A 14,941-nucleotide genomic window follows, 5' to 3' on the forward strand; every position below is an offset into this window, starting at 1 on the left:
AGCGCTTCACTCGAGACTGTGTGAAGCGCTTCACGCCGAGACGGGGGAGGGACGCGGTGCGGACGGACTGCCACCAGCACCTGTGGCCCCCCGCGCTCCTGGACGCCCTGCGCGCCCGCCGCGACCCGCCCCGCCTGCGCCCCGGGACCGGCGGCTGGACGCTGGACCTGCCCGGCGAACCGCCCTGCCTCCTCGACCCCGCCGCCCACGACGTCGCCGCCCGCGCCGCCGCCGAGCGCGCCGACGGGACCGCCCGCGCCCTCGTCTCCCTCTCGGCCCCCCTGGGCCTGGAGCACCTGCCGGGGGAGGAGGCCGAACCCCTGCTGCGCGCCTGGCACGAGGGGGCCACGGCCTTCGGCGACCCCTTCGCGGTCTGGGCCGCCGCCGGCGTCACCGACCTCGACCCCGGCGCCCTCGCACGCACCCTGCGGCACGAGCGCGTCGTCGGGCTCCAGCTGCCGGCCACCGCGCTGGCCACCCCGCGGGCCGTCGAGCGCCTGGGCCCCCTGCTGGCCGAGTGCGAACGCGCCGGCCGGCCCGTCCTGGTCCACCCCGGCCCCGCCGCCGCGACCGCCGGGGCCGGGTCCGACGTCCCGTCCTGGTGGCCCGCCCTCGTCCCCTACGTCCAGCAGCTGCACGCCGCCTGGCTGGCCTGGCACGTCGCCGGCCGCGCCCAGCACCCCCGCCTGCGCACCGTCTTCGCGGCCCTGGCCGGCCTGGCCCCGCTGCACCACGAACGGCTCGCCGCCCGCGGCGGGGCCCTGGGCCGGCTCGACCCGAACGTGCACTACGAGACGAGCTCCTACGGCCCGCGCGCGGTCGACGCCGTGGTCCGCGTCGTCGGCGTCGACCCCCTCGTCCTGGGCAGCGACCGGCCCTACGCCCAGCCCTTCGACCCGGCCGGGCTGCCCGGCTTCGGCGAGGCCTTCGCCCACGCCCTGACCACCGCCAACCCCGCCCGCCTGCTCGAAGGGGACCGACCGTGACGACCACCCCCCACACCCCCCACACCCCGCGCACCCCCCGCGTCCCCGGGCTGCCCGCGGCCCCCGGGCGCACGCTGAGCCCCCGCGAGCTGCAGGACTGGGTCGACGAGGCCGCCCGGCACCCCCGGGCCTGGGAGCACCTGGTCCGCCACGACACCGGCGGCCGGCACTTCGCCGGCCTGCACCGCGACGGCGACCTCGACGTGTGGCTGCTGTGCTGGAACACCGTCGACGACACCGGCTGGCACGACCACGACACCTCCTCCGGGGCCGTGGCCGTCACCCGCGGCGCCGTCGTCGAGGCCACCCCCCGCATGGGCGGCGACCCCGTCCGGCGCACCGTCGCCGCGGGCCGGTCCTTCGGCTTCGGCCCCGACCACATCCACCGCATGAGCGGTGGCGTGGACGGGTCGGTGTCGATCCACGCCTACTCCCCGCCGCTGTGGCGGATGGGGCAGTACTCGATCTCCCCCTCGGGGGTCCTGCGCCGCACGTCGGTCAGCTACGCCGACGAGCTACGACCCCTCCAGACGGAGGAGTAGCGCCAGGTCCGCCACCCGGGCCACCACCCGCTCCACGTCCGGGCCGATGGGGGCGTCGCGCGCGTCGCGGTCCAGGACCTCGTCGAACACCCCGAACAGCGCCGCCGCGCCGGGGCTGAGCCGGTCGGGGGCCGCGCGCAGCGCCCGCACCGCGGCCAGCGCCTCCACCGCCAGGACCACCGGGGCCAGCTCCGCGGTCTGCCGCAGCGCGCGCGCCCCCTGGGTGGCGAAGCTGGCGTGCTCCTCCAGGCCCAGCGAGATCGACACCGTCCCGGCCGTCATGGGCGCCGTCGCCGGGCGCAGCTCGGCCAGGACGTCCTGCACGACGTACTCACCGATCATCAGCCCCGAGCTGCCGCGCGGGCCGGCCGCCAGGAACGCCCGCAACCCCGTGTGCTCGGGCCGCAGCAGCAGCGCCAGCCGCGCCGCCGACAACGTCAGCACCCCGTAGGTGGTGGCGCGCAGCGTGTCCAGCGCCGTCGCGAGCGAGGCCGCGTGGAACTGCCCGTGGTGGAAGACGCCCTCGGCGGAGACGAGCGGGTTCTCCCCGGGCGTCGAGGCCTCCAGGACCAGCACGTCGGCCAGGGCGTCGGCCGCGGCGAAGGCCGGGGCCAGCACCTGCGGGACGGTCCGCAGCGCGAACGGGTCCTGCAGCCGCGCCGGGGCCGGGCCGCCCCCGACCAGCCCCGACAGGGCCGCCGCGACCTGCGGCTGGCGCGCGTGCGGGCGGGCGGCGTGCACCCGCGGGTCCCACGCCTGCGGGTTGCCCCGCAGCGCCAGGAAGGACAGCGCCGAGATCCCCAGCCCCGCCAGCAGCTGCTGCCGCAACCGGACCAGGGCCAGCGAGGCGGTCGCCAGCGTCAGGGCGTGCGAGGAGATCAGCGGCAGCGCGTCCGCCGGGCCCAGGGGGACCGGCGGCACCGACCCCGCCCGCCACGGCCGCTCCCCGACGAGGGTCAGCCCCAGCTCGGCCAGCGGCGCCAGGTCGGAGGTGCCGATGCCGCCGAACCGGTGCAGCGTCGGCTGGGCGTCGGTCTCCACCGCCTCGGCCAGCGCCCCCAGCACCGGGGCGCTGAGGCCGGCCCCCAGCCCGGCGTGGGCCCCGGCCAGCAGCTGGTTCAGCCGCACCGCCAGCGCGGCCCGCGTCGTCGGGGCGTCCTCCACCGGGCCCAGCGACGCCGCGTGCGAGCGCAGCAGCCGCAACCCGTGCGCGCGGGGGTGCTCGCCCTGCTCCTCGTCGACCTCGACGTCCTTGTTGGCCCCGACCCCCGTCGTCGCCCCGTAGACCGCCCCGGCCCCGCGCGCGGCGTCCATGGCCGCGCTCACCGCGCCCAGCGCGCCCAGCGCGTGCCGGTCCACGACCGGCCGGGCCCGCCCGTGCGCCAGGTCGTCCAGGTCGCCCAGGTCCACGGGCCGCCCCGACAGCACCAGGGCCCGCAGGACCCCCGGGGTCGCCGCGGGGACGTGCTGGTGGTCCACTTGTCCTCCATCCGCCGCTGGTGGGTCCCCGGGGGAGGTCACGATCAGGTGACGGCTGATCGTGCCTCGTTGACCGGTCCCCGAGCCGTGCCCAGCATGGACCAGCCGACCGGCCCAACCAGGGAGCCGCCCCAGTGATCACCTTCGAGGCCGTCCGCAAGCAGTTCCCGGACGGGACCGTCGCGGTCGACGACCTCGACCTCGAGCTCCCGACCGGGCGGATCACGGTCTTCGTCGGGCCCTCCGGCTGCGGCAAGACGACGTCGCTGCGCATGATCAACCGGATGCTCGAACCCACCGGCGGCACCGTCGCCATCGACGGCCGCGACGTCCGCAGCCAGGACCCGGCCACCCTGCGCCGCGGCATCGGGTACGTCATCCAGCACGCCGGGCTCTTCCCGCACAAGACCGTCCTGGACAACGTCCTCACCGTGCCCCGGCTCGTCGGCCGGGGCCGGGAGCGGCACCGGGCCCTGGAGCTGCTCGAACGGGTCGGCCTGCCCGCGGCCCTGGCCGACCGGTACCCCGCCCAGCTGTCCGGCGGGCAGCAGCAGCGCGTCGGCGTCGCCCGCGCGCTGGCCGCCGACCCGCCCGTCATGCTCATGGACGAACCCTTCAGCGCCGTCGACCCCGTCGTCCGCGGCCAGCTGCAGGAGGAGTTCCTGCGGCTGCAGGCCGAGCTGGGCAAGACCATCGCCATCGTGACCCACGACATCGACGAGGCCGTCGTCCTGGGCGACCGCATCGCCGTCTTCCGCCAGGGCGGCCACCTCGCCCAGGTCGGCACCCCCGAGGAACTGCTGACGAAACCCGCCGACGCGTTCGTCCGCGACTTCGTCGGCCGCGACCGCGGGTACCGGGGCCTGAGCTTCCAGGGCAGCGAGGGTCTGGTCCTGCGCCCCCTCGACGGGGTCGCCCTCGACGAGCAGGGCCGGCCCGTGGGGGTCGACGGCACGTTCCGCGCCGGCGACTCGCTGCGCGTCGTCGTCGACCTCACCCTCACCTCGCCCACGGGCACGGCCGTCCAGGTCGACGACCAGGGGCGGGCCACCGGCCTCGTGCACCACCACGACGTCGTCGACCTGCTGGAGAAGCGCCGGTGAACTCGGTCCTGGACTACCTGCGGCAGAACCAGTCCACCGTCCTGGACGCCCTGGGTCAGCACGTCGTCCTGGCGGTCGTGCCGCTGCTCGTCGGCGTCCTCGTCGCCCTGCCCATCGGCTACCTCGGGGTGCGCTTCGGCTGGCTGTACCACCCCATCCTCAACGTCTCGGGGATCGTCTACTCCATCCCCTCGCTGGCGGTGTTCGTCGCACTGCCCTACGTGCTGGGCACGAAGATCCTCTCGCCCGTCAACATCGTCGTGGCCCTGGCGATGTACACGGTCGCGCTCATGGCCCGCACGGTCGCCGACGGGTTGCGCTCGGTCGACCCCGCGCTGACGGAGGCGGCCACGGCCATGGGCTACAAGCGGACCCGCCGCCTGCTGGAGGTGGAGCTGCCGCTGGCCGCCCCCGTCATCCTCGCCGGGGTCCGGGTCGCGGCCGTGTCGAACATCTCCCTGGTCAGCGTCGGCGCCCTGCTGGGGATCGGCGGCCTGGGGGCGCTGTTCACCCGGGGTTTCCAGTTGTTCTACACCGCACCGATCATCGTGGGCATCGTGCTGTCGATCGCCCTGGCCGCGGCGGCGGACCTGCTCATCGTCGTGTTCCAGCGCGCGGTGACGCCGTGGACGCGCGCCGTGATGGGGGCCTGACGTGGACGACACGCCGTACCTGCTCGACGGCGCGCACTGGGCGTGGTCGACCTCCGGGTCGATCCCGCACCTGCTGCTGGCGCACCTGCAGTACACCGCGCTGGCGGTGCTCGTGGGTTTCGTCATCGCCTTCCCGCTGGGCCTGCTCATCGGGCACACGGGCCGGGGCGCGTTCTGGGCCATCAACGCCGGGAACGCGGGGCGTTCGCTGCCCACCCTGGGACTGCTGAGCCTGCTCGTCGTCTACATGAGCAGCCAGGGTTTCCTGCCGGTGCTCATCGCCCTGGTCGTCCTCGTCGTCCCGCCGATCCTCACGTCCACCTACGCGGGATTGCGCTCGGTGGACCCGAACGCCGTCGACGCGGCCCGGGGGATGGGCATGAGCTCGGCGCAGGTGCTGTTCCGCGTCGAACTGCCCATGGCCCTGCCGGTCGTCTTCGGCGGTGTGCGCGCCGCGGTGCTGCAGGTCGTCGCCACAGCGACCGTCGCGGCCTACGTCGGGTTGTCCGGCCTGGGCCGGCTGCTCGTGGACGGCCTGGCGCTCAACGACTACGGGCGCATGGTCGCCGGCGCGGTGGTGGTGGCCGTCCTCGCCGTCGTCCTGGACCTGCTGCTGGGGCTCGTGCAGCGGTACGCCGTCTCACCCGGCATCACCGGCCGCGGACTGCGGCGCGCACGGGGCACCCGATCCGTGGCAGAGTCCGGGGCGCAATCGTCAGAACTGATGTCCGCAACACCAGGAGGCACGTCATGAACCGCAGGAACCTGCTCGGCCTGGCCCTCGTGGGCACCGTGACCGCGGGCCTGGCCGCCTGCGGTGGCGGTGACGACCCGCTGGCCGCCGACCCCGGCTCCAGCTCCAGCTCGTCGGCCGACGCCTCGACCGTCATCGTCGGCTCGGCCAACTTCCCCGAGAGCGAGCTGCTCGCCGAGATGTACGCCCAGGTCCTGGAGGGCGAGGGCGTCACGGTGCAGCGCAAGTTCAACATCGGGGCCCGGGAGCTGTACCTCAAGGCCCTCGACGACGGCTCGATCGACCTGCTGCCGGAGTACAACGGCGCGCTGCTGGCGTACTACCTCAAGGGTGACGCGCCGGAGGGCGTGTCCAGCCCCGAGACGGTGCTGGCCGCCCTGAAGGAGCAGCTGCCCGACGGCCTGGAGGTCCTGGACCAGTCGGCCGCGGAGGACAAGGACTCCCTGACCGTCAGCGCCGAGACGAAGGCGAAGTACGACCTGACCTCCATCGCGGACCTGGCCCCGGTGGCCGGGGACCTCGTCATGGGGGCCGGCCCGGAGTTCCAGGAGCGCTACCAGGGCCTGGTCGGGCTCAAGGAGCTGTACGGCGTCGAGTTCAAGGAGTTCAAGCCCCTCGACGTCGGCGGCCCGCTGACCGTCGCGGGCCTGAAGGACGGCTCGATCCAGGTGGGCAACCTCTTCACGACGGACTCGGCCATCACGACCAACCGGTTCGTGGTCCTGGAGGACCCGAAGAACCTGTTCCTGGCCCAGAACGTGCTGCCGCTCATCCGGTCCTCGAAGAACACCGACGCCATCACGACGGCCCTCAACGCGTTCTCCGCCAAGCTCACGACGGACAACCTCACGACCTACCTCGCCAAGGTGTCGGTCGACAAGCAGGACTCCGCGACCGTCGCCAAGGCGTTCCTCACGGACAACGGCCTGGCCTGACGGGAAGCGCAGCGGATCCGCTGCCGGTGGAACACGACACCCCTCGTCCGACCGTGTGGTCGGGCGAGGGGTGTCGTGTTCAGTCGAGCACGCGGGTCCTCCGGCGCTCCCTTCAGGCGGGGACGAGCCAGGTGACGCCCAGCGGCGGCACCCGCAGGCTCACGGAGAACTGCTGGCCGTTCCAGGCGATGTCCTCGGCCTGCAGGGTGCCGGTGTTGACGACACCGGACCCGGCGAACTCCGCGGCGTCGGTGTTGAGGACCTCGCGCCAGACCCCCGGCTGCGGCACGCCGACGCGGAAGTCCTCGTACGGCCCGCCGGAGAAGTTGCAGACCGCCACCAGCGGTTTGCGGTCGGTGCTCCACCGGGCGAAGGACAGGACGTTGCGCGCGCTGTCGCCGCCGTCGATCCACTGGAAGCCCTCGGACGTGAAGTCGTCGGACCACAGCTCCGGCCGGGCCTTGTAGACGGCGTTCAGCTCCGAGACGAGGCGGTGCAGCCCCTGGTGCCACGGGGTGTCCAGCAGCCACCAGTCCAGCGACCGCGCCTCGGACCACTCGGCCTCCTGGCCCAGCTCGGCGCCCATGAACAGCAGCTGCTTGCCCGGGTGGGACCACATGTACGCCAGGTAGGCGCGGACGTTGGCGAGCTGCTGCCAGCGGTCCCCGGGCATCTTGCGCAGCAGGGACCCCTTGCCGTGCACGACCTCGTCGTGCGAGATGGGCAGGCAGAAGTTCTCGCTGAACGCGTAGACGAGGCTGAAGGTCAGCTCACCGTGGTGGTACTGCCGGTTGACCGGGTCCTGGCTGGCGTACTGCAGCGAGTCGTGCATCCAGCCCATGTTCCACTTCAGCCCGAAGCCCAGACCGCCCCCGCTCGTGGGGGCCGTGACGCCCGGGTAGGCCGTGGACTCCTCGGCGATCATCATGATGCCGGGCGTGCGCTTGTAGGCGGTGGCGTTCGCCTCCTGGAGGAAGCTGATCGCCTCCAGGTTCTCCCGGCCGCCGTACCGGTTCGGCACCCACTCGCCCTCGTTGCGGGAGTAGTCCAGGTACAGCATCGAGGCCACGGCGTCGACGCGCAGACCGTCGGCGTGGAACTCCTCCAGCCAGTACAGCCCCGACGCGACGAGGAAGTTGCGCACCTCGCTGCGGCCGAAGTTGGGGATGTAGGTGCCCCAGTCCATGTGCTCGCCCAAGCGCGGGTCCGGGTGCTCGTACAGCGCGGTCCCGTCGAAGCGGGCCAGCGCGAACTCGTCCTTGGGGAAGTGGCCCGGGACCCAGTCGATGATGACGCCGATGCCGGCGCGGTGCAGGGAGTCGATGAGGAACCGCAGCTCGTCGGGGGAGCCGAACCGCGACGTCGGCGCGAAGTACCCCGTGACCTGGTACCCCCACGAGCCCCCGAACGGGTGCTCCATGACGGGCAGGAACTCCACGTGCGTGAAGCCCGTGGTCTTCACGTACTCCACCAGCTCGGTCGCCAGCTCGGTGTAGGACAGCCCCTGCTTCCACGAACCCAGGTGCACCTCGTAGATGGACACCGGGCCGTCCTGCGCGGAGCGCGCGGCGCGCTGCTCCATCCAGTCCTCGTCGCCCCACCGGTAGCTGCTCGCGGTGACGACCGACGCCGTCGCCGGGGGCACCTCGGTGGCCTGGGCCATCGGGTCGGCCTTCTGCCGCCAGTGCCCGTCGGCCCCGAGGATCTCGTACTTGTACCGCGACCCCACGCCGACGCCGGGCAGGAACAGCTCCCACACCCCCGACGAGCCCAGCGAGCGCATCGACTCCCCGCGGCCGCTCCAGTGGTTGTGGTCGCCCACCACGCGGACCGCGCGGGCGTTCGGCGCCCACACGGCGAACGCCGTGCCGTCGACCGGTCCCAGCGGGCCCTCCCAGTGCTTCACGTGCGCACCCAGGACGTTCCACAGCTCCTCGTGCCGGCCCTCGCCGATGAGGTGCAGGTCGACCTCGCCGACGCTGGGCAGGAAGCGGTACGGGTCGTCCAGCACCACCGGCTCGGCGTCGGGGTAGGTCACCTCCACGCGGTAGTCGCCCACCGCGGCGTCGGGGCGGACACCGACCCAGACGCCGTCGTACTCGTGGACGAGCCCGACGCGCGCGCCGTCCTCGGTGACGACCGTGACGGCCGAGGCGAACGGCTTCAGGACGCGGTAGGTGACGGCGCCGTCGTGGGCGTGCGCCCCCAGCACCGAGTGCGGGGACCAGTGCGCCCCGGCGGCGGCCCGGGCCAGTTCGTCGGCGTCGACGGGGCGAGGTGCAGCGGCGTGACCGGTCATGCGTGTGAGTCTCCCGTGATCGTGGGGGACCCGCCTCTCAGGACGGGTCGGACAGCAGCCGGTGGACGGCGTCCAGCGGGATGCGCAGCCAGTCGGGCCGGTTGCGCGCTTCGTACACGACCTCGTAGAGGGCCTTGTCGAGCTCCAGCGCCGCCAGCAGCACGGACTGACCACCCGCGCGCGGGTCGGTCCCCGCCACGGCCGCGTACCCGTCGAGGAACGCCTCGCGGCACTGCGCGCCCCAGGTCCCGGCGTCGGGGACCGTGGAGGCGGCGTAGTCGAAGGAGCGGAGCATCCCCGCGACGTCGCGCAGGGCCAGGTCGGGCAGGCTGCGCTCGGCCAGCGGTCGCAGCGGTTCGCCCTCGAAGTCCAGCAGCACCCAGCCGCGGGCGCTGGAGTGCAGCACCTGCCCCAGGTGGTAGTCACCGTGGACCCGTTGCAGCGCAGGCGCTCCCGTGACGTGCCGGACGGCGTCGACACGGGCGCGGGCCGCGGCGGCGACCTCGTGCAGCTGCGGGACGGCGGTGCACGCCCACGCGACGCGTTCCAGCAGCCCGTCGGCCAGGGCGGCCAGCCGTTCCGGCGTCGCCGGCTCGGTGGGCAGCTCGGCGGCCAGGACCGCGTGCACCTCGGCGGTGGCCCCACCCAGCTCCCGGGCCTCGGTGGTGAACCCGCGGCCCTCGGCCACGGCGGCCGTCGCGACGCGCCAGGCGTCCTGCGACCCGGCGAGGAACTCGGTCACGTGGGCCAGCTGACCGACGGCCAGCTGCCCGTCCGGACCCGTCCACTGCCCGTCGACCCAGCCCGCGGGGCGCGGGACCCGCCCGCAGCCGGCGTCGGCCAGCGCCGTCTGGACGACGACGTCGGGGTTGTCCCCGGCGGACAGCACCCGGAACACCTTGGCGATGAGCGGGGTCTCGCCCTCGTCGGCCGACACCACGACGGAGGTGTTCGACTGCTCGCCCGAGAGGACCTTCGTGCGCGCCCCGGCGGGGACCGGCAGGCCCCCCTCGGCGCTGTGGCCGTGGACGCCGAAGGTCGTCGACCCCGCTCCCTCCTCGCTGGCCACGAGGGTCAGCAGCGCACGGGTCCAGGTCGGGTCGTGCGGGCCGTCGTAGATCCACGCCGGTGCGCCGTCGACGTCGGGCAGTTCCCCGACCAGGGCGTGCGCCAGGTCGGGGTCCGGGGCCGGGCGCACCGAGATCGGCACCGAGTAGACGGTGTGCGCCGCGTCGTGGCCCTCGCCCGAGCGGACGGTCAGGGCGACCAGCTGCGCGACCCCGCCCTCGTCGAGGGGGGTGCGCTCGAGGCGCTCGACGTGCGCGAGGACCCCCTTGTGCGCGAACCACCGCTGCCGGGGGGCCCACCCGCGCAGGAGCTCGGCGATGGCCTCGTCGGAGGCCTTGGACGTCACGACCGGGACTCCCACCGCTCAGCCCTCGACGCGGAAGACGTGGGCCGGCTCGACGTACGGGTCGAGGCGGACGTAGTTGTTCTCGCCCCACTGGTACTGCGCACCGGTGATCTCGTCGACGACCGTGAACGTCTCCCACCACTGCCGGCCCAGGGCCGCCATGTCCAGGTGCACCGTCGTCTCGCGCGCCGCGTGCGGGTCGAGGTTCACGACGACGACCACCAGGTCCTCGGTGCCGTCGAGCTCCACCCGGCGGCGCGTGAACGCGAGGACGTTCTCGTCGTCGGTGGCGTGGAACGTGGTTCCCCGCAGCTGCTGCAGCGCGGGGTGGTGGTTGCGGACCCGGTTCAGCTTCCCCAGGTACGGGGCCAGCGACCAGCCCTCGCGCTCGGCCCGGGCGAAGTCCCGGGGCCGGTACTGGTACTTCTCGTTGTCGAGCTGCTCCTCGGCGCCGGGCCGGGCGGCGTGCTCGACGAGCTCGTACCCCGTGTAGATGCCCCACGAGGGGGACAGCAGGGCCGCGAGCACCGCGCGCAGCTTGAACACCGGCGGCCCGCCGTACTGCATGGTCGGCGTGAGGATGTCGTGCGTGGTGGGCCAGAAGTTCGGGATCATGTAGTGCGCCGACTCGGTCGTCAGCTGCGTCAGGTACTCGCGCAGCTCCCAGGCCTGGTTGCGCCAGGCGAAGTACGTGTACGACTGCTGGAAACCCACCTTGGCCAGCGTGTGCATCATCGCGGGCTTGGTGAACGCCTCGGCCAGCCAGACGACCTCGGGGTGCTCGGCGTTGACCTCCGCGATGAGCCACTCCCAGAACTCCACGGGCTTGGTGTGCGGGTTGTCGACGCGGAACAGCGTCACGCCGTGCTCGACCCACAGCAGGACCACGCGCTTGACCTCGGCGTAGATCCCGGCGGGGTCGTTGTCGAAGTTCAGCGGGTAGATGTCCTGGTACTTCTTCGGCGGGTTCTCCGCGTAGGCGATCGACCCGTCGGCGCGCGTGGTGAACCACTCGGGGTGCTCGGTCACCCACGGGTGGTCCGGGGCGCACTGCAGCGCGATGTCCAGGGCGACCTCGAGGCCGAGCTCCTTGGCGCGGGCGACGAAGAAGTCGAAGTCCTCGAACGTCCCCAGGTCGGGGTGGACGGCGTCGTGGCCGCCCTCGGCGGCGCCGATGGCGTACGGCGAGCCCGGGTCCAGCGGCCCGGCCGTCAGGGTGTTGTTCGGTCCCTTGCGGTTGACGCGGCCGATGGGGTGGATCGGCGTCAGGTAGGCGATGTCGAAACCCATGTCCTTGATCGCCGGCAGGCGCTCGGCCGCGGTGCGGAACGTCCCGGAGACCCAGCGCTGCTCCTGCTCGTCCCAGTGCGCGCCCTCCGAGCGCGGGAAGAACTCGTACCAGGCGCTGAAGGCGGCGAGCTTGCGCTCCACGCGCAGCGGGTACGTCGCCGAGGGGCTGACCAGCTCGCGCACGGGCAGCCGGTCCAGGACCGCGCGCACGGCCTCGCTGCGGCCGGCGTCCAGGCGCTCGTGGTCGCCCCGGGAGGTGTCGCGCAGGGCCGTCGCGGCCTCCCGCAGCACCTGCGCGTCCTCGCCCGTGCGGCCCGGCGTCGTGGCGGCTCCCTGGAGGAGGCGGGCGCCCTCCTCCAGCATGAGCGCCACGTCGACGCCGGCCTCGACCTTGATCGTCGCGTCGTGGTCCCAGGTGCCGTAGGGGTCCGACCAGCCCTCGACCCGCAGGCCCCACAGCCCCTCGGCGTCGGGGGACAGGGTCGCGGTCCAGGTGCTGAGCCCGGCGTTGTCCAGGGTCATCCGCGCGCTCGGGCCGTCGGTGCCGTCCGGCCGCACCAGGACGGCGGTGGCGGCGACGGCGTCGTGGCCCTCGCGGAAGACGGTGGCGCGCACGGGGACGAGTTCGCCGGGGACCGCCTGCGACGGCCACCGGCCGCCGTCGACGACGGGTTGGACGTCGAGCACGGGGATGCGGCCCACCACCGGGGTGCTGGTGGCGCCCTGCTGCACGGTCAGCGTGTCGTCGGTGAGGTCTCGGTCGATCGTCACGGTGCGAACCTACCGAGGGTGGGCCCGCTCGTCGCGCGGGAGTGCGAGTGCGGTGGCGCGGGGGTGCGGGTGCGGTCGCGCGGGAGCGGGCACGGCCGCGGCGAAAGCGTCGCGCAGCGGTGATCACCGGTCTAGGGTCGGCGCCGTGAGAGCAATCAGGCGCTTCACCGTCCGCACCGTGCTCCCCGCGCCGCTGGCGCCCCTGGGGGAGCTGGCGAGCAACCTCCGCTGGTCGTGGCACAAACCCACGCGGGACCTCTTCGAGTCCATGGACCCCCGGGCGTGGGTCGCGGTGCACCGCGAGCCCGGGGCGCTGCTGGGTGCCCTGAGCACCGAGCGCCTCGACGCGCTGGCCGCCGACCCGGAGTTCGTCGCGCGGGTGCGGGCCACCGCCGCGGACCTGGAGGCCTACCTGTCCCGGCCCGGCTGGTACGCCGGGCTGGGTGCGGACGCCCCGGCCAGCGTGGCGTACTTCTCCATGGAGTTCGGCATCACCGGGGCCCTGCCCCAGTACTCCGGCGGGCTGGGGATCCTGGCCGGCGACCACCTGAAGTCGGCCAGCGACCTGGCCGTCCCGATCGTGGGGGTCGGCCTCTTCTACGCCACCGGGTACTTCAAGCAGTCCCTCTCGCGCGACGGCTGGCAGCAGGAGACCTACCCCGTCCTGGACCCCGACGGGCTGCCGCTGTCGCTGCTGCGCGAGGCCGACGGCACCCCGGCCAAGGTCGGCGTCGACCTGCCCGGCGGCCGCCGCCTGCACGCGCAGGTCTGGAAGGCGCAGGTCGGCCGGGTGCCGCTGCTGCTGCTCGACTCCGACGTGGAGGAGAACGACGACGCCGCCCGCGGCGTCACCGACCGGCTCTACGGCGGCGGCGGGGAGCACCGGCTGCAGCAGGAACTGCTGTGCGGCATCGGCGGGGTCCGTGCGCTGCGGCTGTGGTCGCGGCTGACCGGGGCGCCGGAGCCGGAGGTCTACCACACCAACGAGGGGCACGCGGGGTTCCTGTCCGTGGAGCGCATCCGGGAGCAGGTCGAGCGCGGGCTGACGTTCGAGGAGGCCCTGGAGGCCGTGCGCGCCGCCACGGTGTTCACGACCCACACGCCCGTCCCGGCGGGCATCGACCGCTTCGGGCGGGACCAGATCGAGCTGTACTTCGGCGGCGACAACCCGCTGCCCGGCGTCCCCGTCGAGCGCATCCTGGCCCTGGGCGCCGAGGACTACCCCGGCGGGGACCCCGGCGTCTTCAACATGGCCGTCATGGGCCTGCGGCTGGCCCAGCGCGCCAACGGCGTCTCCCGGCTGCACGGGGCGGTCAGCCGCGGCATGTTCGACGGCCTCTGGCCCGGCTTCGACGCCCCCGAGGTGCCCATCACCTCCATCACCAACGGCGTGCACGCCCCGACGTGGGTGGCGCCGGAGGTCATCTCGATGGGCAAGCAGTACATCGGCCCCGAGCTGCCCCGCGAGGGGCAGGGCTTCGAGAAGGTCGGCCAGGTGCCCGACGAGGAGATCTGGCGCACCCGGCGGGTCCTGCGCGGGCGCCTCGTGGACGACGCCCGGCGCCGGCTGAAGCTGTCCTGGTTGCAGCGGGGCGCCTCGGAGGCCGAGCTGGCCTGGACCAAGGAGGTCCTCGACCCCGACGTCCTGACGATCGGCTTCGCCCGCCGCGTGCCCACCTACAAGCGGCTCACCCTCATGCTGCGCGACCCCGAGCGGCTGAAGTCCCTGCTGCTGCACCCCCAGCGGCCCGTGCAGCTCGTCATCGCCGGCAAGTCCCACCCGGCCGACGAGACCGGCAAGCGGCTCATCCAGCAGATGGTGCGCTTCGCCGACGACCCCGCGGTGCGGCACCGCATCGTGTTCCTGCCGAACTACGACATCACCATGGCCCTGCAGCTGTACCCCGGCTGCGACGTGTGGCTGAACAACCCGCTGCGGCCCTTCGAGGCGTGCGGCACCTCCGGCATGAAGGCCGCGCTGAACGGCGGGCTGAACCTGTCGATCCTCGACGGCTGGTGGGACGAGTGGTACGACGGCGGCAACGGCTGGGCGATCCCCACCGCCGACGGCGTCGACGACCCCGACCACCGCGACGACCTGGAGGCCGCGGCGCTGTACGACCTCGTGGAGAACTCCGTCGCGGCCCGCTTCTACGACCGCGACGAGCGCGGCCTGCCCGCGCGGTGGCTGGAGATGGTCCGGCACACCCTGGCCTCCCTGGGCCCGAAGGTGCTCGCGAGCCGCATGGTGACCGACTACGTCGAGCAGCTGTACGTCCCCGCGGCCCGCGCCGGGCGGGCGGCGCTGGCGTCCTCGGCCGCCGGGGCCCGGGACCTGGCGCGCTGGAAGGCGGAGGTGCGCGGCGCCTGGCCGGACGTGCGCGTCGACCACGTGGAGTCCTCCGGCGTCGGCGACTCCGCCCAGATCGGCGACGTCGTCCACGTGCGCGCCTTCGTCTCGCTGGGGGAGCTGCCCGTCGACGACGTCGAGGTGCAGGTCGTCCACGGCCGCGTGAGCGACTCCGACGAGCTGCGCCCCTCCGGCACGGTCCCGCTGCACCCGGCGGAGTCGTTCGGCGACGGCCGGCACCGGTTCGAGGGGGAGTTCGCGCTGCGCCAGACCGGCCCCTTCGGGTACACGGTGCGGGTCCTGCCCCGGCACGCCGGCCTGGCCACGGCCGCCGAGCTGGGGCTGGTCGCCAACGCCTGACCACG

Annotated in this window: 11 protein-coding genes; 7 read left to right on the forward strand and 4 right to left on the reverse strand. The window is 73.9% G+C overall.

Going from position 1 to position 14,941, the window contains the following annotated elements; translation table 11 throughout:
• Positions 1-56: 56 nt before the first annotated feature.
• Entirely contained in the window at positions 57-986 is a 930-nt protein-coding gene (locus BJ968_RS18570; protein ID WP_179754345.1) for an amidohydrolase family protein, read from the forward strand.
• A complete protein-coding gene (locus BJ968_RS18575; protein WP_343078122.1) occupies positions 983-1,528 on the forward strand; it encodes a cysteine dioxygenase in 546 nt (181 codons plus the stop codon). The genes BJ968_RS18570 and BJ968_RS18575 overlap by 4 nt, the downstream gene beginning before the upstream one ends.
• Here the strand turns inward: BJ968_RS18575 and BJ968_RS18580 are convergent.
• Positions 1,502-3,007 carry an aromatic amino acid lyase gene (locus BJ968_RS18580; protein WP_343078123.1) on the reverse strand — a complete coding sequence of 502 codons (1,506 nt, stop codon included), beginning with the start codon at positions 3,005-3,007 and terminating at the stop codon, positions 1,502-1,504. The genes BJ968_RS18575 and BJ968_RS18580 overlap by 27 nt on opposite strands.
• A gap of 134 nt (positions 3,008-3,141) precedes the next feature.
• Here BJ968_RS18580 and BJ968_RS18585 point away from each other — a divergent pair, with 134 nt between their 5' ends.
• From BJ968_RS18585 to BJ968_RS18600, 4 genes are read left to right on the forward strand one after another with little or no spacing between them, the layout of a single operon-like run.
• Positions 3,142-4,110, forward strand: coding sequence for an ATP-binding cassette domain-containing protein (locus BJ968_RS18585; protein WP_179754347.1), 969 nt, complete (start codon positions 3,142-3,144; stop codon positions 4,108-4,110).
• The gene (locus BJ968_RS18590) at positions 4,107-4,763 is read left to right on the forward strand and encodes an ABC transporter permease subunit (RefSeq protein WP_179754349.1); all 657 of its coding nucleotides are present in this window, start codon (positions 4,107-4,109) and stop codon (positions 4,761-4,763) included. The genes BJ968_RS18585 and BJ968_RS18590 overlap by 4 nt, the downstream gene beginning before the upstream one ends.
• A gap of 1 nt (position 4,764) precedes the next feature.
• Positions 4,765-5,517 (forward strand): ABC transporter permease subunit, encoded by a 753-nt coding sequence (locus tag BJ968_RS18595; RefSeq protein ID WP_179754351.1) that lies wholly within the window; start codon positions 4,765-4,767, stop codon positions 5,515-5,517.
• Entirely contained in the window at positions 5,514-6,452 is a 939-nt protein-coding gene (locus BJ968_RS18600) for an ABC transporter substrate-binding protein (protein WP_179754352.1), read from the forward strand. Before BJ968_RS18595 ends, BJ968_RS18600 begins: the two co-directional genes overlap by 4 nt.
• Before the next feature lie 112 nt (positions 6,453-6,564).
• On the opposite strand, the gene glgB is transcribed toward BJ968_RS18600, so the two are convergent.
• From glgB to BJ968_RS18615, 3 genes are read right to left on the reverse strand one after another with little or no spacing between them, the layout of a single operon-like run.
• The gene (glgB, locus tag BJ968_RS18605) at positions 6,565-8,751 is read right to left on the reverse strand and encodes a 1,4-alpha-glucan branching protein GlgB (protein WP_179754355.1); all 2,187 of its coding nucleotides are present in this window, start codon (positions 8,749-8,751) and stop codon (positions 6,565-6,567) included.
• Positions 8,752-8,788: 37 nt separating this feature from the next.
• On the reverse strand, positions 8,789-10,180 hold the full coding sequence (locus tag BJ968_RS18610) for a maltokinase N-terminal cap-like domain-containing protein (protein ID WP_218885158.1): 1,392 nt from the start codon (positions 10,178-10,180) through the stop codon (positions 8,789-8,791).
• 3 nt (positions 10,181-10,183) lie between these two features.
• Positions 10,184-12,226: an alpha-1,4-glucan--maltose-1-phosphate maltosyltransferase gene (locus BJ968_RS18615; RefSeq protein ID WP_425491521.1), complete on the reverse strand. Its 2,043-nt coding sequence runs from the start codon at positions 12,224-12,226 to the stop codon at positions 10,184-10,186.
• Between the two features lie 145 nt (positions 12,227-12,371).
• Here BJ968_RS18615 and glgP point away from each other — a divergent pair, with 145 nt between their 5' ends.
• Positions 12,372-14,936, forward strand: a complete 2,565-nt coding sequence (gene glgP, locus BJ968_RS18620) for an alpha-glucan family phosphorylase (protein ID WP_179754358.1) — start codon at positions 12,372-12,374, stop codon at positions 14,934-14,936.
• Positions 14,937-14,941 lie beyond the last annotated feature (5 nt).

The organism is Kineococcus aurantiacus (assembly GCF_013409345.1).
GTDB lineage: Bacteria > Actinomycetota > Actinomycetes > Actinomycetales > Kineococcaceae > Kineococcus > Kineococcus aurantiacus.